Raw genomic sequence first — 20,228 nt, 5'->3', positions numbered from 1 at the left:
GGCGGGCGGGGCCGCTACGGACCGGGGCCCCGCCCGGGGTGCACCTCGCAGGTCAGCCGTTGCCGCCGTCCTCGGCGACCCAGCGACCGAGGGAGACCAGCGTGCGCTCCACGCTGTCCGCCATGTGCGCGAGCAGTGCCTCCAGGTCTGCCCGGGTCGTGCCCAGCACCGGTTCCAGGCGCAGGAGTTGCCAGGACTGCTCCACCACGGTGCCGGTGCCGAGCGCGCGGAGGGTCCACCGCCAGCGGACGAGTCCGTCCACGACGAAGGCGAACTCCTCGCCGGGTTCGGCCCGTACCACCTGCGAGCGGCTGGTCCACTCGCGGTCGCCTCGCCGGTTGCGGCCGCTGAACCAGGCACCGGCCCGGGGGCCGGCGCCGTCCTCGTAGCTCGCGGTGCTCGCGCTCGGACTCCAGGTGCCGATCATCGACACGTCGCTGACCAGGTCGTAGACCCGGGACGGGTCGGCCGCGATCCACGCCTTCCGGGTGAAGCGGAAGTCCGCAGGGTCCAGGCGTCCGAAGGTGTCGGCGTCGAGAGTGTCGGGGGCGAGGGTGCCGGGGTCGGGGGTGTCGTGGTCGGGGGTCGTGATGCTCACAGGATCTCCCTGGCTGAGCGGGGCCCGGCGGTCGCCGGGCCCCGGTGTGGTGGCGGGTCGTCAGCCGCGCGACTGGATGCGCGCGGTGAGCAGGTTGGGGTCCTGGTGGGTGAGGTAGGCGGCCGAGGTCACGTACACGGTGTCGCCGCGTACGGCGAGGGCCGTCGGATTCTGCAGGCCGTCCTGGGCGCTGAGCACGATGGTGTGGGTCCCGTCGGGCTCCACCAGCGCGACCTGGTTCGACTGGTCGAGGGCGGCGAGGATCCGGTCGCCGCGGCCGACGAAGGCGAAGTCGTCGATTCCTGGCAGGTGCTCGGCCCTGATCTCGGCGGGACCAGCCGTGCCGTTCTCCCTCAGCGGGATCCGGACCACGGTGCCCTTGTCCATGTTGGACGCCCACAGCGCGCCGTTGTGCACCTTCAGGCCGTTGGCGCCGAGGAAGCCCGTCGAGGCCAGCTCCGGGCCGCCCGCCCAGAGCGCCGCCTCTCCGCCGCGGGCCGGTACGCGCCAGATGACACCGCGAACGGAGTCGGTGACGTAGAGCACGCCGGCGTCCAGGGCCAGGCCGTTGGGCAGGCCGTCGGCCGGCAGTGCGGCGATCCGCTGCGGGGCGCCGCCGGGAGTGAGCCGCCAGACGCCGGTGAGGTCGGCGGTGCCGGTGGCGTACAGGAAGTACAGCGTGCCGTGTGTGTCCCTGACCAGGCCGGTGACCAGGGGGAAGCCGAGGGCCGGGGTGTTCACGCCGTCGTCGGACGGCATGGGCAGCGTCGCCAGCACCCGGACCGCTCCGGTACGGGTGACCTGGGCGATCTCGCGGGCGGCGGAGTAGGCCAGGTCGATGGTGCCGTTCGGCTCCGCGACGATGTTCTCCGGCATCCGGCCGTCGGCCACGTCGAAGTGCTGGGCGATGCGAGCGTGTGACAGCGGTGTGGTGGCAGCCGTCGCCGAGACGGGCGAGCCGACCGCGAGGGAGGCCACCGCGACGGCGGCGACCAGCATGTTCCGTGCGAACTTCTTTGACACGTTTCTTCCTTGCGTCGTGAACGGGGATGGTGCGGTGCCGGTCCGGCATCGCCGTCGGCACCACGGTCCGGCGTCGCCGGCGGCCTCGGGGGCCCCGCCGGTACTGACGCCGCCGACACCGTGGCCGGGAGGAACGGCATGGTCCGTCCTGCCCGAGGGCCGAGCGGCCCGGGCCGGTCGAGACCCCACTCTGGGTCCGGCCGTCACAGGGCAGCCAGCCCCGGCTCTGCCTATCCCCGGCAGGGGCAGGCTGCGCCCGCCACCGGCAGGGGATACTCGGGGCCATGGACGATCACGGGCGACTCGGCGCCTTCCTTCAGGCACGCCGTTCCCAACTGCAGCCCCAGGACGTCGGCCTGGCGACCTATGGCGATCGCCGGCGGGTTCCGGGGCTACGGCGCGAGGAGCTGGCGCTCCTGGCGGGCGTCAGCTCGTCCTACTACACCCGCCTGGAACAGGGCGTCTCCTGCCACGCCTCCGCCGAGGTGCTCGACGCCATCGCCCGCGCCCTGCGCCTGGACGAGACGGAGCGTCACCACCTGCGCGACCTGGCGACCGCCTGCCGCCACCGCGGCGCCGTCCGCCGCTCCCCCGCCGAGCGGCTCGCCCCGGCCGTCGGCGACCTGGTGCGGAACCTGCACGAGGTACCCGTCGTGGTGACCGGACGGCGCAGCGACGTGCTGGCCTGGAACACGCTCGGACACGCGCTGCTGGCCGGGCATGTGGATCCGACCGGCCCCGAGCACCCGGCGGATCGCCCGAACATGGCGCGGCTGGTCTTCCTGGACGCCCACACCCGTGAGCTGTACGCCGACTGGCCGGCGAAGGCGCGGGCCGTGGTCGGCAACCTTCGACTGGTCGCGGGGCGGCATCCCGAGGACACCCGACTCACCTCGCTCATCGGCGAACTGACGACCCGGAGCCCAGAGTTCGCAGGCCTGTGGGCGGATCACCGGGTACGGGCCTGCGACACCGCCGAGTACGAGTTGCGGCACCCGTTGGTCGGCGCGCTGACGGTCAGGCAGCAGACACTGACCGGGGCGTCCGAACCCGAGCAGGCCCTGGTGATGATGACCACCGTCCCCGGATCGGCCTCCCACGCCGCCCTGGAGCTCCTCGCCCGGGCCACCGCCACCGCCACCGGCGCCGGCGCCGCGGCGGGACCGTCACGGGAGGCAGTCGTCGCCCGGGAGGTGTGAGCACCACCGCGGACCGACGGGCAGCCACAGCCCTATGGGCGGATCTGCGCCGGCGGCCGGAGGAGACCGACCCGTGGTGGTTCCCGGTCCAGCCGGTCACCTGGCGGCGGGCGTGCGGCGCGGCCAGGGCGTGGTGGCTGGAGTGCGACGGCCGGTGGACCGGCCGGCCCTGCCGCTGGACGTCGGGGCCGAAGGTGGGCAGCGTGATCCGATGATGTGACGGTCACAGGATCAGCCGTACGGAACCCGGAGGAACGTCGGGGACCGCCCGACCCGGATCGGGCGTCAGACGGGGTCCGACGGGTCGGCGGTCCGGGCGCGGCGGGCGAGCTGGACCGCTCCGGCCACCGCGGCGGCCCCGCCGAGCGGCGCGAGGCAGGCTCCCGTGTATCGGAGCACGGTGGGCAGGGGCACCGCCCCGTAGAGGGCGGCGATCACGATGGGCATCAGCCAGGGCAGCACCCCGAGCCCGACGCCCAGTTCCCGGAGCCGGTCGGACCGCCCGCCGGACAGCCGGACGGCCAGGACCGGCGCCGTCACCGTGCTGAGCCAGATCGGCAGCAGACCCTCCATGGGCATCGGAAGGTACTGGGCCCCGTAGCGACCGACCGCGATCATGGGGAGCGCGACCGCGAGAGCGAGTGCGGCCATCTCCCATCGGCCCCGCTGCGCGACGTCCACGAGGCCGGCCGGTGCGAGCAGCGCCAGGAGCCCGACCAGCGTCATCCACGCGATCTCCCCCCTGACGTACGAGGCCGGCGCGAGCAGGGCCAGCGCACCGGCTCCGAGGAGGACCGCCGCCGCGCCCGTGGCCCGGGCGGCCTGCCACCGGCCCGACACGGCGAACGCGAGGGCGAGCAGCCAGGGCATGGTGGAGGCCACCGCGAGGACCGCGTTCAGGACGGCGTAACCGAGACCGAGGTTGGGGTACGGGTACCGGATCCGGTGAACCAGCTCGTGCAGCTGGGGCAGCAGGTAGGACAGGGCGCAGCCGGCCGCGAGGGCGAGTGCCACCGGCGCCGCTCCGGCGAGCAGGCGGCCGGGCGCGTCGGTGGGGCCGATCCTCAGCCGCAGGCGCAGGGCGTGGGTGGCGAGGTCACGGCACTCCCGGAGTACCGCGTGTCGTGGTCGGCCTTCGACGGCCTCGGCGAAGGTGGCCTGGATGTCCTCACCGTGGGCGGCCCGGTAGCGGGCGGGGTAGAGGCCGATCAACAGGCGGCCCGCCTGCGGGGTGTCGTGGCCGCTCGTGGAGTCGCTCATGCGGTCGCCCCGTTCGTTCGCAGGCGGGAGGCCTTCAGGCGGCGTTCGGCCTCGGCGGCGGCGGCGCGCAGGCGTTTGGCCTCCTGCGCCAGCACGTCCTGCCCCTGGTCGGTCAGGGCGAACGTGCGGCGCAGCCGTCCGCTGACCACCTGCTCGCTCTCGATCCTGACCAGGCCCTGCTGGAGCAGCCGGTCGAGTGCGGTGTAGAGGGTGCCGGTGCTCAGGCGACTGTGGCCGTCGGAGATGGCGAGTACCTCTTGGATGATCGCGTAACCGTGCCGGGGGGCGTCGGCCAGCGCGGTGAGCACGAGCCGTGTCGGCTCCTGTAATTGACGGTTGGTCATGTCCTGAGCATAGGACCACCGTCGCAATATGTCGATGGTCGGACGATAGGCCGGCGGTCGGCAAGGCCAGGACCGGCGTCGGAGGACGGGGCGGGAACGGGGCGGGGACGGGGCAGGGACGGGACGGGGCAGGGGCAGGGGCAGGGGCGGGGGCGGGGACGGGAATGTCTTCCACCGACGCCCGCTCGCGACAACAGGCACCAGATGCTCGGCACTCCGGGAAGCAGCGGCCTGTCCCGCCGATTCAGGCCCACCACTCGTTGCCCGAGTGCCGGTGCCGCACCGGCCGCACCGGCCGCAGCTGCTTCACGGCCGAGCGCGGGCTCGCGCCGCTCCGGCCCGAAGGCAACACGCAGGAAGTCGAGAGTGGCGTCGCCGGGACGCTGATCAGGAGTGGTGGTCAGCCGCGTGAGTCACCTGAGCCGCCCGATTCAGCACGGCCGCGCGCCCATGGTCGCCGAGGTCAGTGCTCTGTTCGGCGCAACCCCGCGACAAGGAGTTCGACCATGCGGCGTGCATCGTAGCGGGCATCGCTGTCCGCACCGACGCAGAGGTTGCCGACGCCGCGCATGAGCTGGTAGGCGTCGATGTCGGGGCGGATCTCACCGGCGGCTGTCGCGGCCTCGAGCAGTTCGGCGCACACGGGTACGAGGCGGTCGACGAAGTAGGCGTGCAGTGCCTCGAAGCCGGAGTTGTCGGCCTGCAGCACGGCGGCGAGTCCGTGTTTGGTGACCAGGAAATCGGCGAAGAGGTTGATCCACTCCCGGAGTGCGGAGTGCGGAGAAGGGCCGGCCGCCAACAGGGCGGGGCCGGCCTCGGCACAGGAGTCCACCTGGTGCCGGTAGACGCCGATGATGAGGTCCGCTCGCGCCGGGAAGTGGCGGTAGATCGTGCCCACTCCGACGCCGGCCCTGGCCGCGATGTCGCGTACCGGCGCTTCCACACCCGACGTGACGAAGACCGCGGCGGCCGCGTCGAGCAGGGCCTCCTGGTTGCGCCGGGCGTCCTTTCGCCTGGGCGTGGCGGCCTGTCCCGCACCCTCGTCGCCGTCCTTCACCACACCACTCCTCCGACTCGCCGCTTGAAAAGCGGAACAAGGTTCCGTATCGTCGTTCCGGAACGAGGTTCCGTTTTGCTCATGATGCCAGAGCAGGGGCCCGGCAACCAATCCAGGCACCAGGCCAGGCGACCAAACCAGGCACCAGGCCCGGCAACCAAGCCATGCAGCAAGCCAGGCTCCAAGCCTGTCAACGAAGCCATGCCGCAGGTCGGGCACCGCGCCAGGCTTCACCCGCCATGAGGAGACACGATCATGCAGTACCGCACCTTGGGCCGCACCGGTGTGCAGGTCAGTACTCTCGCGCTCGGCGCGATGAACTTCGGAAGGATCGGGCGAACCTCCCAGGACGAGGTCACCGCCATCGTCGACACCGCCCTGGAGCGGGGGATCAACCTGATCGACACCGCCGACGTCTACAGCGGCGGCGAGTCGGAGGAGATGGTCGGCAGGGCCCTCGCGGGCCGCCGCGACGACATCGTGCTGGCCACGAAGGCGACCATGCCGATGGGCGACGAACGTCATCGCCGGGGCAGCTCGCGCCGCTGGCTGGTCACCGCACTGGAGGACAGCCTGCGTCGGCTCGGCGTCGACCACGTCGACCTCTACCAGATCCACCGGTGGGATCCGAACACCAGCGACGAGGAGACCCTGTCGGCGCTGACCGACCTGCAGCGCGCCGGAAAAATCCGCCACTTCGGCAGCTCGACCTTTCCGGCCTACCGCATCGTGCAGGCCCAGTGGGCCGCCCGTGAGCACCACCTGAGCCGCTACGTCACCGAACAGCCCAGTTACTCGATCCTGCAGCGCGGCATCGAGACCCACGTGCTGCCCGTGACCGAGCAGTACGGGCTCGGTGTACTGGCATGGAGTCCGCTGGCCTCGGGCTGGCTGTCGGGCGCGATCCGCGAGGGCGGTGAGATCGCCACCAGCCGCTCCACGTTCATGCCGCAGCGCTTCGACACCACCATCCCCTCCAACCGGGCGAGGCTCGACGCCGTCGAGCAACTGGCCAAGGTCGCCGACGAGGCCGGCCTGACGATGATCCAGCTCGCGCTCGGCTTCGTGACCGCGCACCCCGGCGTGACCGGCGCGCTCATCGGCCCCCGCACGCTGGAGCACCTGCACGCGCAGCTCGCCGCCACGGACACCACCCTCTCCGCCGACGTACTCGACGCGATCGACGCGATCGTCCCTCCCGGCACGGACCTGGCCGCACACGAGAAGAACGACACCCCGCCCGCACTGCTGGACCCGTCCCTGCGGCGCCGCTGATCCCCCGGTGGCGGCCTCCGAGCTGATCGCCGGGACGATCCGCGTCCCCATCCTCCACCGGCGCAACACCGCCGGAGGAGAGACGCCCGAAAGGCCCGACGGGACGCCTTCAAAAGATGGCCAAGTAGCAGGCAGAGACCGCGTCCGGGCGCCGGGCGGAACAGCCGCCACCGCCGGGGCCCGGCCGGGAGTTCTCCGGCCGGGCCCCGGCGGTGGCGGGGGTGGGAGCCGGGCCGGGGTGGGAGACCGGACGTGGTGGTGGCCCACGTCCGGTTCGGCACCCGCTTCGGCCCTCCGTTCGGAACTACCTCCTGGTGCGGTGAGAGTGCCGGGATGCCTGCTCCTGCAGCAGTGCGGAGATCTGGTTGACGTCGTTGAAGATGCTGAGGAAACTCGTCAGGTCGGCGCTGGAGCCACTGTTGACGCCGATGTAGAAGAGGTGCAGGCAGCCGTCGTCGGTCTGCAGGTAGCCGGCCTCCTCCTGGGCGCCGACCTCGAGCCGTTGGTTGAGCAGGTCCTCGCCGAGGATGGTGCCGGGTTTGGCGAAGACCTTGCCCTTGGCCGGGCAGTCGGTGGTGCAGTCGATCCCGTTGCTGCCGTCGACCCCCAGGATCGGCAGGGAGAGTCGGAAGGCGTCCGCGTCGGGGGTGCCCAGCCAGTAGCCGAGGATCTGGTCCAGGCCCATCGGGGTGGCCCGGTCGGACGGTACACCGCCGCGCCCGTCGGCGATCTGGAACTGGGTCGGGTCGATGTGCGCGACGTTGGCGAGGAAGTCGTGCTCGATCGGGAAGGCGTCGAAGCAGTTCTTGCTGCCCTGCAGCACGGCCATGTTGCACAGCGCCAGGTTGGCGCCGAGGTTGTGGCTGACCTTCAGGATCAACTTGGCGTACTGGCTGTACGGCGGTGAGACGTACGCGGCCACCTGCGGGTCGTCGCCGTAGGAGGCGGGCAGCGCACCCTGCGGGTTGGGGCCGGTCGCGTCGGCGGTGACGGCGACACCGGCGCGGGCGAGCGCCTCGATCAGCGCGGTGCGACCGAAACTGTTCGGATCCTGGATCCCGGACACCCTCAGCAGGGGCTGCGCGTCGGCGGCGATCGTGCCGGACAGGGTGATCCGGGTGCCGTCCGGGGAGGCGGAGACCTGGACGTCCGTCGGGCCGCCGGCCGGCACCGTCTGGACGGTCGAGGTGACCTGGTAGGGGGCGACCTGCGGGCGCCAGGTCAGCTGGGCGGGCTGACCGGGAGCGGTGGGGGTGGTCAGCAGGTCGATGAGGTTGTCGTTGATGATCAGCGGAGTGGGCTGCGGGTCCAGCGCCGGGAGCGTGAAGAGCCGGGGGTCGACGATGACGTCGCCGTCCACCCGGCTGATGCCCGCGTCGTGCACCTGCTGGGCGATCTGGTCCAGCCCCGCGAGCGGGTCCTCGGGGGTGAGGGTTGCACCGGGCAGACTGGCCTCGGTGTGGTCGATGTTCGTGTAGTCCACCGAGCCGTCGGGCTTGGTGCGCCCGCCCATCGTCAGGTCGCCCTGGGCGACCAGTGCCAGGTTCCCGTTCAGGGTCGTGCCGTCGCGGGTACCGGTGGCGATCACGGGAGTGGTGAAGCGGCGGTCGGGGCCCAGGGTGTGCCAGGCGGAGGAGATGGTCACCAGCTTGGTGGTCGAGCCGGGGACGAAGAACTGGTCCGCGAAGCGGGAGTGGATCGTCTCACCGGTCGTCGTGTCGATCTCCAGCAGACCCCACTGCGCGTGCTCGTACTCGGGCTTGTGCATGATCGCTTCGATGGCGGGCCCGAGGTCGTCCCCGTTCGCCGCCGCCGCGGGCGCACCGGCGCCCGAGCCGGCCACCGCCAGGAGTGTCGCTGCCGCAGCGGCCCAGGCACGCAGCCTGCCGGGGATCGTCGGTCTCATGCGGTTCCGCCGTTTCTGGAGTCGGAGCCCGTCGCACGCACGGTGCGCACCGGGCGCTCTCGGCCGCATCGTAGGAAGCCGCACCGCCGGTTTCCGGTCATCCGGTGCCGAGCTGACGGCGTGTGGTGCGAAAGTCATCCGATCGGGCGATCGGCATCCGACGACGGCCGGCACCCTGCCCTGCCTTCCCCGGTGGTCCGGAGCTCACCGTCATCACCCTGCAACACGCCGATTCCGCTGCCGGGCCCCCGGGCCCTCCGTCCCCGCGGGGCGCACTGCCCGCGGTACGAGGAGACGACGGCGATCACTGTTCGCGGCCGGGCCCTCACGGCATCGGCGCCGGTGAGGTGGTGGAGGCCGCCTTGGGCCGCCTCGGGCAGGGGCAGCGCGAAGGCGCGCGCGTCCGGGCGGCGACGTCACCGACGTCCTGGCCGCCAGCGTCAGCGTCAGCGTCCCCGGCCTTCGGCGACGGGGCAGTCAGACTGTCCTGCGACGGCAGTGTCCTCCACACAAGCGATCTTGACTGCCTGCCAGGTGACTTCTACCGCCCGGTTCAGTCCCTAGTCACCGTCGCCGCCGCCCCGCTTCAGGCTCCGGCGCCGGCTCCTCCCGGAGGCGCGCACCAGCTCACCCGCCACGAGCGTCACACCCGCCACGGCGCGCACCCACCGGGGCCCGCCCCGCTCGGCCCACACCACACAGACGCACCCACCGACGGCGAACGCCAGGAGACCGAGCAGCACCAGAGCAACCACGTTCTCCACCTCCTCATTGATTCGAACGGCCAAGATCTCATGCCGAGGGACAACTGTCCCGTCTCATCGAAGTGTCACACCGGTCGCTCACCCGAGGCACCGTGGCGGTGGCGCCGCCTGCTCCCCGGAGTGACCCGGAGCACCGAGCTGCGGCAGCCTGCCCCACGGGAAGGGGATCCATTAGGGTTTGGCCGGCAAGTCGTCCCGGCGCGGACGTGACTGACATCGCGTGAGTCGCGACCGTGACGTTGTCGTCGATGCCGGTGCCGGTGCCGGTGTCCTTGCCGCCGGCACGTGGTGGGAGCTGCTGCGTTTGCTCTCACTGTCCATCGAATCCGTGACCGGCTCTCGGTTCCCGGCTAGAGGAGGACGAGCAGCTTGGTGCCCGGCACGAGCTTCCGGTTGACGGAGGTCGACTGGATGAACACGGTGTACGAGGGGTTCTCGCCCGGCTTGACGGTGGCCTCCGACTGGGGCAGGCCGAGGAGCTGACGGGCCGCCGGGCCGGAGAACACCTTGCCCGTCATCCGGCCGGTGGCCGGGTCCTTCTCGGCCACCGCGAGCTGCTTGTTGCCCTGGATCTTCTCACGCTTGGACAGCTCGTAGAAGGCGCAGCCGGTCTTGTACGGGTGGCCGGCGCTGGTGACGAAGTCGCGAATCGGCCCCTGCTGGTCGACCGGGAGCAAGATGTACCTGCCGGCGCCCAGGGCGTCGAGGTTGGCCTTCACCTCGGCGGTACTCAGGTCCTGGCCCATGGTGAACAGGTTCCTGGTGCCGCGCACGCCCTGTTCACGGCCCCGCAGGAAGCTGGTGGCGGCCGTCTTGACGGTACCGATGGCCTCCTCGACACCCTTGCTGGAGTCCGCGTCCCAGATCGCGATGTTGCCCGCGGGGAAGCCGTACTCCTGGGCGGTGCGCTTGGCCAGGGAGTTCGGGACCAGGATCGCCGACGTCCAGTGGTCGGGCAGGCCGTCCATGGCGCTCTGGATGCGGTCCATCCATGTGCGCAGGAGGGCGCTACCCCGGCCGCCGGCCATCCGGGTGTGCATCTGGCCGGTCTCCGAGCAGCCGGAGGCGTTTTCCGCGCCGTCGGTGACGACGACCTGGAGGAAGGAGTGCTCGCCGTAGCCCTCCCAGATGTTCTTGAGGTCGTCGATGGACTTCACGGCCGCCTCGATCAGTGCTGTCGCACCGGTGTCGACCTTGTACAGGCCCTGCAGGGACGGCAGGTGCTTGACGTCCATGTCCCAGACGAGGTTCTGCACCTCGTGGTCGAAGGCGTAGAGGCTGATGCGGGTCTCGTGTCCGAGCCGATCGGACTCCTCCTGAAGGCCCTTCACGAATTCGTCCACCACGCGGACAAGCTGTGACTCGTGCTGGCGCATCGACCCGGACTTGTCGACCACGAGTGAGACGTGGTTGACCTTGTGGTTGATCCTCTTTGCAGACATGGTTTTCCCCATTCTTTCCAACGCCTCTTCCGGCGCCTTCCCGGCGCCCCCTCCAGCGTTGTTCTCACACTAGGGGCAGACACTGACAGTCGGCTCTGACCTGGGGTTCCATGGATCCGACCGCTCGTTCAGCGAAAGCGTTCGGATATTGACGGACATCAGGACACCTCGTCCCGAAGATATTCCTCTTTGATTTCTCCGCCGGCACACGTGTGTGGCGTGCACGGGCACGCCGAATCCGATGTGAGCACTCCCCCCGGCCCGGCCGACGGGCCTGCGGATCAACCCCCGCAGGCCAACTCCGGCAAGTCCGTCGAGTGCCAACCCTCGGGTGCCTTCCAGTCCGGGCGTTCCTGCGACCCCCGCCGGACTCGGCGCAGACGGGGGCCTGCCCGTCAGCCGGGCCGAACCGGAAGACGGCGGTGTCCAGGTCGAGCAGCCGCAGCCGGTCACCCGTCGTCTGCTCACCCTGCGCGACGACGTCGTCGCGCTCCGCCCGCCTGCGCTCTTCCTGCGCGGCGGCTCGTCCTGCGCGAGCACGGCGACCGTCGCCCTCCGGCCCGCGTGCGCGGCGGGAGCCTTCGGGATGCCGGGCGGCTGAGCGGGGAGCATCCTGCTGGTGGGAGCCCCGTGCCCCGGGCTCCCGCTCGCCGACCGCAGGGAGGATTCGTGCCGCCGTCCGCCGACCGGCCTTCGGAGCTGCCCGACGCGGGGCGGGTGGCCGCGGCTCTGGTGGGCGCCGAGGGCCTGATCGAGTGGTGGTCGGCCGCGGCCGAGGATCTGCTGGGCTGGGAGGCCGGGGAGGTGCTCGGAACGCCGGCCCGCCGCCTGCTGGTGCGCTCGGCCGGAACGGGGGGCGCGGACACGGGGTGGCGCCCGGTGCGGCTGAGCGGCCGGGACCGGGGGACGGTCGATGCGTGGATCGCCGTGGTCGGTGGCAGCAGAGTGGGAAGCTCACTCGTCCTCGCCGTCTCCGGGGCTCCCTCCCCGTCCGCTTCCGCGCCCGTGTCCGTGTCCGTGTCCGCGCCTGCCGACGACGGCGGGGACCGGGACGAGCACCGGGACGACGAGCACCGGGACCAGGGCCGGGACCAGGGCGAGGACCGGAGCGGGGACATCGCCCGGGCCCTGTTCACCCAGGACCGGATCGCGGTCGCCGAGTTCGACGTACATCTGCGGTTGGTGCGCAGCAACGAGGCATTCCGGGCGCTTCGGCCCGCGGACGCGGGCAGCGACTGGTTCCTGGATCTGGTCGGGCCGGGCGGCGGGGAGAGGATCGGGCAGGAGCTTGCCCGGGTGGTCGACAGCGGCCGGTCCATGGCCGGCCGGAACTACCGTCTCGGCGTCTCCGAAACGGGCCGTACGCACTCGCTCGCGGGGTTCCGCATCAGCGACCGGCCGGGGACCACGGTGGGTGTGGCCGTCATGGTGGTCGAGGGCGCCTGGGACCTTCGCAGCCGCCGTCTGGTCGAGTCCTACCGGCGGGCCTTCGAGATCGGCAGCTCCCTCGACGTGGTCACGGCGGCCCGCGAGCTCGTCGATCTGGTCGTGCCCGCGCTGGGAGATCTGGGGTGCGTCGACTTCCCGGACGACGTGCTGCAGGGGCGCGACCCGCCCCTGGGGTATCCCGGTATGCGTGCCTCGCGCCCGCGCAGGGTGGCCGTGAAGTCCGCGAGCGGACCCTGGCCCACCGCGATGACCCAGGCCGGCGAGACGGTCCCGATCGTCGAGGAGCACCCCCAGATGGCCGCCGTCTCGGTCGGTGGAGCCTTCGTCCTGGACCCGGCCTCCGGTCGTGCGCTGCTCTCCCACGACCCCCGGCTCATCGCCCAGCTCATGCCGCAGGGCATGCGTACGGCCGTCGTCTGCCCTCTGTACCATCGCAGCCGCCTGTTCGGCTCCCTCCAGCTGTGGCGTACCGACAACCCGGCCCCCTTCGACGAGGACGACCTCGGACTCGTCCAGGACCTGTGCGACCGCGCCGCAGTGGTGCTGGACAACGCCCACCGCTACACCCGTGAACACAGCCTCGTCGTGGCCCTGCAGCGCAGCCTCCTGCCGCCCGCCGCCACCCGGAGCGCGGCCTGCGAAACCGCCGGCACCTACCTGCCCGCCGGCGGCAGCGTGAGCGCCGGCGGTGACTGGTTCGACACCATCGCCCTGTCCTCCCTGCGTACGGCGCTCGTCGTGGGCGACGTGATCGGCCACGGTCTGCCGGCCACCGCCACCATGGCGCGCCTGCGCACCGCGGTGCAGACCCTCGCCGACCTCGATCTGCCGCCCGACGAACTACTCACCCGCCTGGACGACCTGGTCCGGCGCATGGCCGCGGAGTCCGAGTATCCCGACACCGTCGGCGCGACGTGCCTGTTCGTCGTCTACGACCCCGTCACCGGGCACTGCCACATGGCCAGCGCGGGGCACCCGCCGCCCGCCCTTCTGCTGCCCGGCGGCACCGCCTGTCACATTCCTCTCACTCCGGGGCCGCCGCTGGGCGTGGGCGAGCACCCCTTCGAGGTGTGGAGCGGCGCCCTGCCCCCGGGCAGCACCCTCGCCCTGTACACCGACGGCCTGACCGGCCACGACCCCACCCACGGCATGTCCGACCTCCTGACCCACCTGACCGAGGCGAGCCGGCCGGAGCGGTCCCTCGCCGACATCGGCACCGAGCTCGTCGACCGCCGCCCCGGCTTCGACGGCCACCCCGACGACGACGTCACCCTCCTGATCGCCCGAACCCAGGCCGTCCCGGACGAGAACATCCGGCGGTGGGAGTACCCCGCCGACGTCACCGCGGTACACACGGCCCGCGCCGACGCCAACGCCCAACTGCAGGCATGGGGACTCGAAGAACAGATGTTCGCCACCGAGCTCGTCGTCAGCGAACTCGTCACCAACGCCATCCGCTACGCCGGTGGTCCCATCGGGCTGCTCCTGGTCCGCGACCACGTCCTGGTGTGCGAGGTGTCCGACTCCAGCAACACCCAGCCCCGCCTGCGCAGGGCCCTGAACACCGACGAGGGCGGCCGCGGCCTGTTCCTCGTCGCGCAGCTCACCAACCGGTGGGGAAGCCGCTACAGCGCCCACGGCAAGACCATCTGGACCGAGCAGAACCTGCCGTGAGCCCCACCGCCCGCGTCGCCGACCCGTGGAGGACCGGGGAGGAACCCGCAGGGGGGCCCGCGCTGCCGCCGCGCCCGGCCGCATCGGAGGCGTGGCGTATTCCCGCCCGGGAATTGGCTGCTCGACGGAGAGAGCGGACGCTGGTGTCTCACCTTCGGTTGCTTTGGGGGACAGTTGATCACCATTGATGAGCAGGCTCTGGCAGGTCGGTACATCTCGCTCTGGACGGAGCCGGATGCGCAGGCACGCCGGTCACAGGTCGAGGCGCTGTGGGCGGTGGACGGCTCGCATGTGCTGCGGCCCCCGCAGCAGATGCGGGAGCTCGCCGCGGAGCTCGGGTTCGACCACACGACGCTCGAGGCCACGGGGTACGACGCGATCGAGACACGAGTACTGCGCAGCTACGAGAAGTTCGTGGCGGGCGGGGCCTTCACGTTCCGGGTCGGCGAGGACGCGGCCCGGCTGCACGACACGGTTCACTTCAGCTGGGAGATGGTGGACCTCGCGCAGGGCCGGGTCGTGGGCGGGGGGCGGGAGGTACTGGTTCTCGCCGCGGACGGCCTGATCAGCGCCGACTACATGTTCCCCGGACTGTGAGCGGGTCGGAGGTACGCCGGTCGGCGGGCGCGAACGCCTCCGGCTGCGGTCCGGGGAGGGGCCCGTCGAGGGCCGTGGCGACTCCGGCGGCAGATCGCGATCGCGCACCGGGACGGGCCGGCGCCCCGGCCCGGCACCCCGGCCCATCGGCCTCCGCCGGGGCTCCCCGCCCGACCGCGACGCGCGCGCCCGGCCGGAACGTCCGACGCCACGCGGCGGCCTTCGATTCATCGGACATAACGTCACATATGGTTCGTGGCGTGAGCATCGGTGCGATGCCCGCCAGGGTGTGACGCCCGGCCGCTCGAAGCAGTCCGGCCCGGGGCCCGGCGCATCCGCTCAGGACGAACAGCCAGGATCCCCAGGAGGAGTTCCCCGTGCGCAAGCTCACCCGTCTCGGTGTCGCCGTCGCCACCACCCTCGCGGCCGTGGCCGTGTCCGCCCCGTCCTTCGCCGTCTCCCAGGCAGGCGCCGCCCAGGAACGCGATCGCCTCCGGGGCGGCCGGCACGCCGTGTTCGTCCAGACGGACAACACGGCGGGCAACCAGGTCATCGCCTACCACCGTGCCGAGGACGGACACCTGACCCAGGCCGCCACGTACGACACCGGCGGACTCGGCGGTGCGCTGGACGGCGCGGTCACCGACCATCTCGCCTCGCAGGGATCACTGACCTACGACGCCCGGCACGCGCTCCTGTACGCCGTCAACGCCGGCAGTGACACCGTCACCGTCTTCGCCGTCGACGGCGACCGCCTGGAGCGCCGCCAGGTGCTCCCCTCGGGCGGGCGGTTCCCCGTCAGCGTCGCCGTCCACGACGACGTCGTCTACGTCCTCAACGCGCTGGACGGCGGATCAGTCCAGGGCTTCACCGTCGACCACGGGCGCCTTGCCCAGCACGCCGACTGGAACCGGTGCCTGGGCCTGGACCCGAACGCCACCCCCCAGTTCGTGAACACCCCGGGTCAGGTCGGTTTCACCGGCGACGGCTCCAAGCTGGTCGTCACCACCAAGGCCAACGGCAACAGCATCGACGTCTTCGACCTGGACCGCTCCGGTGCCCCGGCCCAGGACCCGGTCGTCACCGTCCAGAGCGGTGCGGTGCCCTTCAGCTTCGTCACCCGGGGCGAGCACGGTCTCTTCCTCACCCAGGCCGGACCCAGCGCGGTCGCCACCGTCCGCGTCCACGACGACGGCACGGTGACGCAGAGCGCCGCCGCTGCCACCGGCCAGATCGCGACCTGCTGGATCACCGCCGTCGGCGACTTCCTGTACGTCTCGAACACCGGCAGCGCCTCGGTCAGCGCCTTCCGGGCCGGCCACGACGGCACTCTGACAGCCCTCGGGAACACGACCACCGACCCGGGCACCGTCGACTCCGCGGCCTCCGCCGACGGCCGATTCCTCTACGTCCAGACCGGCATCAACGGCGTCCTCGACGAGTTCGAGGTCAACGCCGACGGTTCGCTCACCGCCCTCGGCTCCCACAACGTCCCCGGCGCCGTCGGCGGCGAAGGCATCGTCGCGTTCTGACCGTCGGGCAGCCGTACGGCGGCTCGCACAGCCGGTGCGCGGGCCGCCGTACGGGCCGGCCGACTCCCACCGCCCGACGTCGCGCCGCGCCGCCTCGCCCCCGCCGCCTCCCCCCGGTGGCCGCACCCGGGATGCGGGCGGCCCACCGCCGGGTGAGGCTCGACGGGAGCGCCCGGCAACTCTGCGCCGGATGCCGAACCGTTGAGGAGATGGACATCGTGAGCAAGCTGACCGACAAGGCCAAGCAGGTCCAGGGCAACGTCAAGGAGAAGACCGGCGAGCTGACCGGCAACGACAAGCTCAGGGCCGACGGCCGTACCGACCAGGTCGACGCGAAGGCCCGCCAGGCGGCCGACCAGGCGAAGGACGCCGTCGGCAACGCCGTCGGCGCCGTCAAGGACAAGGCCGCCGGCAACCGCTAGCCCCGGGCTGATCGACGAGAGCCCGCTGACGGCTCACCGGCGGGAGCGGCGGCCGAGTGTGACGCCACCGCTCCTGTCCGCTCTCGCCGGTGAGCCGTCGCGCCGCGGGGCGCAGATCCTGACGCGATGGCAGATCCTGACGCGATATGAGGGTCCGGCCCGGGGCGCGCCACCCGCAAGCGAATCCGGGACGCCGGGCGGGACGACCACGGCCCGGACCGTGCCGCCCAGGGCTCCCCTCCCCCGTCTCCTGGACGATCGCCGGCCCCCTCGCCGGGCGGAGAGCAGGCCCTGTGGAGAGCAGGGAAGGCCCGCGGGCGCGGCCCGGTCGTTCAGCGGGCCGTTGCGAGGAGGCGTCGTAGTGCGGCGTGGGCGGGTGGGCCCCAGGTGGGCTTGCCACCGGGACGGCCGTGAACCCCGGCGTCTGCGATGAGGATCCCGGCGACGGCGCGCAGCACCGCCCAGCCGCGGGCGCGGCGCAGGGTCGCGGCGTCCGCGGCCGGCCGGTAGGCGTCATGGAAGCGGTCGGCGGCGCCGTCCGGCAGCAGCACCCAGGGGGCCGCGAGGTCGCAGGCCGGATCGCCCGCACAGAGGTCGCCGAAATCGATCACGCCGCAGAAGGTGCCGTCCGCGGTGAGGACGTTGGCCGGATGCAGGTCGCCGTGCAGCCACACGGGCGGGCCCGACCACTCGGGCGCGGCCAGGGCGTCCTCCCAGACCGCGCGGACGGCGTCCGGGGCCTGGACCAGCCCCAGCTCGGCGGCCGAGGCGAGCTGCTCGGCGAACGCCTCGGCGACTTCGTCCAGCGGCCCCCCGCGGCCACGACCGGCCGGCGCGTCGGCGGGCGCCGGCAGGTGAAGAGCCGTCAGGAACCCGGCCAGGGCGTCGGCTGCCTCCCCGGCCCGTGCGACGGGGACGTGGTCGGCAGGCGTACCCGGTACCCAGGTGGTGACGATCCAGGGTCGCGGAAACCGCTCGGAGGGCTCGCCCAGGCGCTGCGGAACGGGGACCGGCAGCGGAAGGCGCGCGGCGAGCGCGGGCAGCCAGGCGTGTTCCTTGCGCAGCAGCGCGTCCGCGGACCGCGTCGCCCAGGGCAACCGGACGGCGAGGTCGTCGCCGAGCCGCCACATCTGGCTGTCCCAGCCACGCGCGCCGAACCTCAGCGGGTGATCGGCCAGGTCGGGGTGCTGGTCGCGCAACAGGTCCCGGACCAGCTCCGCCGTGACCTCGATGTCCGTGTGGGTCATGCGGATCAACGATAGCGTCGCCGGCCCTCCCATGGCCCGACGGCCGACGAAGCCCGCCGCGCGGCTTCCTCACCGCCCGGGCGCAGCGCCGCGAGCCCGCGGTGTGCCTCGCGGGGGCTCTGCGGCCTCCCCCACGGCCCGGGACCGTCGGTTTTGGAGGCGGCTCCGTCGGTGGTGCGCGAATCCGATCCCGACTCCCGGGCCGCCGGGCGGACCGAACCGGCTCGGGGCCCTAGGGTGCCAGCACGGGGTACTGCACCTCGTGGAGCAGCAGGTGCCGGTCGACAGGCCGGTCCGCGTCACCGGGAAGAGGGCCAGTATGAGCTTGCACGTGAACGCGAACGAGGTGGCGGCCGTCCTGCTCACCGACGGCTGGCACGAGGCGAAGTCCGGCACGTTCAGGGTCGGTCCGTTCGCCTTCGCCGGTGCGACGGACGGCAGTTCCGCCGACATCGGGCGCCAGCCGGGTTTTCGGCTCACCACGGGTGAGGGCTCGGTCGTCACCGGGCCGCTGTCCTCGGTGCTCGCCGTGCGGCTCGAAGCCGCGCAGGACCAGGAGCGCACTCCTCTGCAGGAGCTCGCCTACCGGTTGGACGGACGGATCGTCACGGTGGGCGACGCCGAGTCTGTCCGGTTCGTCCATGCCGGGGAGGATTTCGAGGTGTGGCTCGGGGCGACGAAGTACGGTCCGCGGTGGCTCTTCGCCGCCGTGGGAGACCGGGAGGGGGCCGTCGACTACGGGTTCGCCGAGAAGGATCCCGTCGAGCAGGTGGCCCGGGCGGTGATGGGTGATCTCAAAGCCGGCATGCGCCCGGGGCGAATCCAGGGAGCTCCTGACGGGCCTTCCACCGACTGATCCGCCGAGAGTCGCGCGGCGCTGCCCGCCGGATTGCGCCTCGTCCGACGTCCGACGTCCGACGTCCGACGTCCGACGTCCGACGTCCGGTCATCGTCGTCCGACTGCCTTCCTCCGCGCGCCCTGGCGACGGAGCGCCGCTCGGACGGACGGCTGGGCCCCGCGCCGCCCGTTCTGGCCCCCGTCGACGCCTTCCGGGCAGGTACGATCGCGGCATGACCACCTACTGGCACGTCGTTCTGCCACCGCTCCGCGCCTGACCGGGCGCGGACACCGATGGCTTGAGCTCGGGGCCCCGGCCGACCCGCGAGGTCGCCAGGGGCATGTGTCGTGCGCCCGTTTCGGATCGAGTCCCAGACGCTCTCGAACGACGGAAGATCACGACCGTGCCGAACCGCATGTCCTCTCCGACTCCCGCACGCCCGGCCGCGACCGGCCGCCCGCGTGCCTCACAGTCCGGGCCACGTAGTGGCTCCCTGCCGATCCTCGCCTCGGCGGTGCTCTGGGGAACGACCGGGACCGCCGCCTCCCTGGCGCCTGCCGATGCCCCTGCGGCAGCAGTCGGTTGCGCCGGACTCACTCTCGGCGGCATCCTGCTGGTCCTCACCTCCCGCGGTGCCCGCTCCCTGCCCGCCGCCTGCACGCGCCCTGACCGGTGGCGGCTCGCCCTGGGGGTGGCGGCGGTGGCCGCGTACCCGCTCACCTTCTACCCGGCAGTGGCCCGCACCGGTGTGGCGGTGGCCACCGTGATCGCGCTCGGCAGCGCGCCCGTCTTCGCCGGGCTGCTGGCCTGGATGACCGGCCGGGGCCGCCCGACCGCCCGCTGGTCGGGCGCGACGACACTCGCGGTGGCGGGCTGCGTGCTGTTGGTGCTGGGCCCCGCGTTCACCGCGGGTGCCGCCGCGCCGGTGGACCTGGCAGGCGTCGCGCTCGCCGCGGGCGCCGGCTTGTCGTACGCCGCCTACTCGATGGTCGGCGCCCGGCTCATCACCGGCGGGCACCCGTCCGACGCGGTGATGGGCGTGCTGTTCGGCGCGGCCGGGGTGATCGTCCTGCCGATCGTGCTGTCCGTCGACACGCACTGGCTCGCCACCACCCGGGGTGCGGCCGTGGCGGTGTACCTGGCCCTGTTCACCGTCTACCTGGCCTACCGGCTCTTCGGACACGGGCTGCGCCGCACTCCCGCCTCGGTGGCCACGTCGCTGACCCTCGCCGAGCCGGCCGTCGCCGCGGCCCTGGGGGGCGCCGTCCTGGGCGAGCGCCTTCCGGCAGCATCCTGGGGCGGGCTCGCCGTGCTCGCCGCGGGCCTGTTCGTGCTCGCCGCCCCCCTCGGCACCGCTCGGCGGGGACGCCGGGAGAGCCCGTCCGCTCCGGCCCGAAGGCTCGGCCGACGACCGCGAAGGCGGGCCGGCCGCATGGGCGGGGACCAGGAAGCCGAAGCACTCGACGGCGGGCATCGCTGACGGTGACCGCGGCGCACCCCGCCTGCTGGCCGGGGCCGCACCGGGCACCTTCGGCACCCTGGAGTCGCTGGTGCTGCTGGCACTGATCGTGCCGACCGTGCGCCACGCCCCGCTCCCCCG

At 72.5% G+C, this 20,228-nt stretch carries 18 protein-coding genes; 9 read left to right on the top strand and 9 right to left on the bottom strand.

The features are described 5' to 3' along the window. Positions 1 to 52: 52 nt before the first annotated feature. A complete protein-coding gene (locus OG823_RS33410; protein WP_371484099.1) occupies positions 53 to 598 on the bottom strand; it encodes an SRPBCC family protein in 546 nt (181 codons plus the stop codon). Between the two features lie 60 nt (positions 599 to 658). Beyond that, positions 659 to 1,621: an SMP-30/gluconolactonase/LRE family protein gene (locus tag OG823_RS33405; protein WP_371484097.1), complete on the bottom strand. Its 963-nt coding sequence runs from the start codon at positions 1,619 to 1,621 to the stop codon at positions 659 to 661. Between the two features lie 284 nt (positions 1,622 to 1,905). Between OG823_RS33405 and OG823_RS33400 the strand changes: the two genes are divergently transcribed. Beyond that, positions 1,906 to 2,820 carry a helix-turn-helix domain-containing protein gene (locus OG823_RS33400; RefSeq protein ID WP_371484095.1) on the top strand — a complete coding sequence of 305 codons (915 nt, stop codon included), beginning with the start codon at positions 1,906 to 1,908 and terminating at the stop codon, positions 2,818 to 2,820. Positions 2,821 to 3,105: 285 nt separating this feature from the next. On the opposite strand, the gene OG823_RS33395 is transcribed toward OG823_RS33400, so the two are convergent. The 3 genes from OG823_RS33395 to OG823_RS33385 all read right to left on the bottom strand — a co-directional run bounded on the left by OG823_RS33395 (position 3,106) and on the right by OG823_RS33385 (position 5,481). After that, complete coding sequence (locus tag OG823_RS33395; protein ID WP_371484093.1) at positions 3,106 to 4,080, bottom strand: hypothetical protein; 975 nt, start codon at positions 4,078 to 4,080, stop codon at positions 3,106 to 3,108. Continuing rightward, on the bottom strand, positions 4,077 to 4,424 hold the full coding sequence (locus tag OG823_RS33390; protein WP_371484091.1) for a PadR family transcriptional regulator: 348 nt from the start codon (positions 4,422 to 4,424) through the stop codon (positions 4,077 to 4,079). Before OG823_RS33390 ends, OG823_RS33395 begins: the two co-directional genes overlap by 4 nt. A 463-nt stretch (positions 4,425 to 4,887) precedes the next feature. Further along, positions 4,888 to 5,481, bottom strand: coding sequence for a TetR/AcrR family transcriptional regulator (locus OG823_RS33385; RefSeq protein ID WP_371484090.1), 594 nt, complete (start codon positions 5,479 to 5,481; stop codon positions 4,888 to 4,890). A gap of 255 nt (positions 5,482 to 5,736) precedes the next feature. Between OG823_RS33385 and OG823_RS33380 the strand changes: the two genes are divergently transcribed. Further along, a complete protein-coding gene (locus OG823_RS33380; protein WP_371484088.1) occupies positions 5,737 to 6,756 on the top strand; it encodes an aldo/keto reductase in 1,020 nt (339 codons plus the stop codon). Between the two features lie 304 nt (positions 6,757 to 7,060). Here the strand turns inward: OG823_RS33380 and dacB are convergent, their stop codons facing one another. The 3 genes from dacB to OG823_RS33365 form a co-directional block, all read right to left on the bottom strand. Continuing rightward, positions 7,061 to 8,662, bottom strand: coding sequence for a D-alanyl-D-alanine carboxypeptidase/D-alanyl-D-alanine-endopeptidase (gene dacB / locus OG823_RS33375; protein ID WP_371484086.1), 1,602 nt, complete (start codon positions 8,660 to 8,662; stop codon positions 7,061 to 7,063). A 560-nt stretch (positions 8,663 to 9,222) separates the two neighbouring features. Then, positions 9,223 to 9,417, bottom strand: a complete 195-nt coding sequence (locus tag OG823_RS33370) for a hypothetical protein (RefSeq protein WP_371484745.1) — start codon at positions 9,415 to 9,417, stop codon at positions 9,223 to 9,225. A gap of 359 nt (positions 9,418 to 9,776) precedes the next feature. Next, positions 9,777 to 10,868 carry a vWA domain-containing protein gene (locus OG823_RS33365; protein ID WP_371484085.1) on the bottom strand — a complete coding sequence of 364 codons (1,092 nt, stop codon included), beginning with the start codon at positions 10,866 to 10,868 and terminating at the stop codon, positions 9,777 to 9,779. Between the two features lie 331 nt (positions 10,869 to 11,199). Here OG823_RS33365 and OG823_RS33360 point away from each other — a divergent pair, with 331 nt between their 5' ends. From OG823_RS33360 to OG823_RS33340, 5 genes are all read left to right on the top strand, one after another. Then, entirely contained in the window at positions 11,200 to 11,469 is a 270-nt protein-coding gene (locus OG823_RS33360) for a hypothetical protein (protein ID WP_371484084.1), read from the top strand. A gap of 68 nt (positions 11,470 to 11,537) precedes the next feature. Further along, complete coding sequence (locus tag OG823_RS33355) at positions 11,538 to 13,991, top strand: SpoIIE family protein phosphatase (RefSeq protein ID WP_371484083.1); 2,454 nt, start codon at positions 11,538 to 11,540, stop codon at positions 13,989 to 13,991. Positions 13,992 to 14,165: 174 nt separating this feature from the next. Continuing rightward, a complete protein-coding gene (locus tag OG823_RS33350) occupies positions 14,166 to 14,588 on the top strand; it encodes a hypothetical protein (protein ID WP_371484081.1) in 423 nt (140 codons plus the stop codon). A gap of 377 nt (positions 14,589 to 14,965) precedes the next feature. Continuing rightward, the gene (locus OG823_RS33345) at positions 14,966 to 16,120 is read left to right on the top strand and encodes a lactonase family protein (RefSeq protein WP_371484080.1); all 1,155 of its coding nucleotides are present in this window, start codon (positions 14,966 to 14,968) and stop codon (positions 16,118 to 16,120) included. A 218-nt stretch (positions 16,121 to 16,338) separates the two neighbouring features. Further along, positions 16,339 to 16,542 carry a CsbD family protein gene (locus tag OG823_RS33340; RefSeq protein WP_371484079.1) on the top strand — a complete coding sequence of 68 codons (204 nt, stop codon included), beginning with the start codon at positions 16,339 to 16,341 and terminating at the stop codon, positions 16,540 to 16,542. Between the two features lie 332 nt (positions 16,543 to 16,874). Here the strand turns inward: OG823_RS33340 and OG823_RS33335 are convergent, their stop codons facing one another. Next, positions 16,875 to 17,789 (bottom strand): aminoglycoside phosphotransferase family protein, encoded by a 915-nt coding sequence (locus OG823_RS33335; protein ID WP_371484078.1) that lies wholly within the window; start codon positions 17,787 to 17,789, stop codon positions 16,875 to 16,877. Between the two features lie 319 nt (positions 17,790 to 18,108). On the opposite strand from OG823_RS33335, the gene OG823_RS33330 reads away from it, so the two are divergent. Both OG823_RS33330 and OG823_RS33325 read left to right on the top strand, forming a co-directional pair. Beyond that, positions 18,109 to 18,645, top strand: coding sequence for a hypothetical protein (locus OG823_RS33330; RefSeq protein ID WP_371484077.1), 537 nt, complete (start codon positions 18,109 to 18,111; stop codon positions 18,643 to 18,645). A gap of 398 nt (positions 18,646 to 19,043) precedes the next feature. Continuing rightward, positions 19,044 to 20,108, top strand: a complete 1,065-nt coding sequence (locus tag OG823_RS33325; RefSeq protein WP_371484076.1) for a DMT family transporter — start codon at positions 19,044 to 19,046, stop codon at positions 20,106 to 20,108. The last annotated feature ends 120 nt before the right edge of the window (positions 20,109 to 20,228 follow it).

The organism is Kitasatospora sp. NBC_00315 (assembly GCF_041435095.1).
GTDB lineage: Bacteria > Actinomycetota > Actinomycetes > Streptomycetales > Streptomycetaceae > Kitasatospora.
The sequence above is the reverse complement of the archived record's forward strand: the minus strand, read 5'-3'. Positions and strand labels throughout refer to the sequence as shown.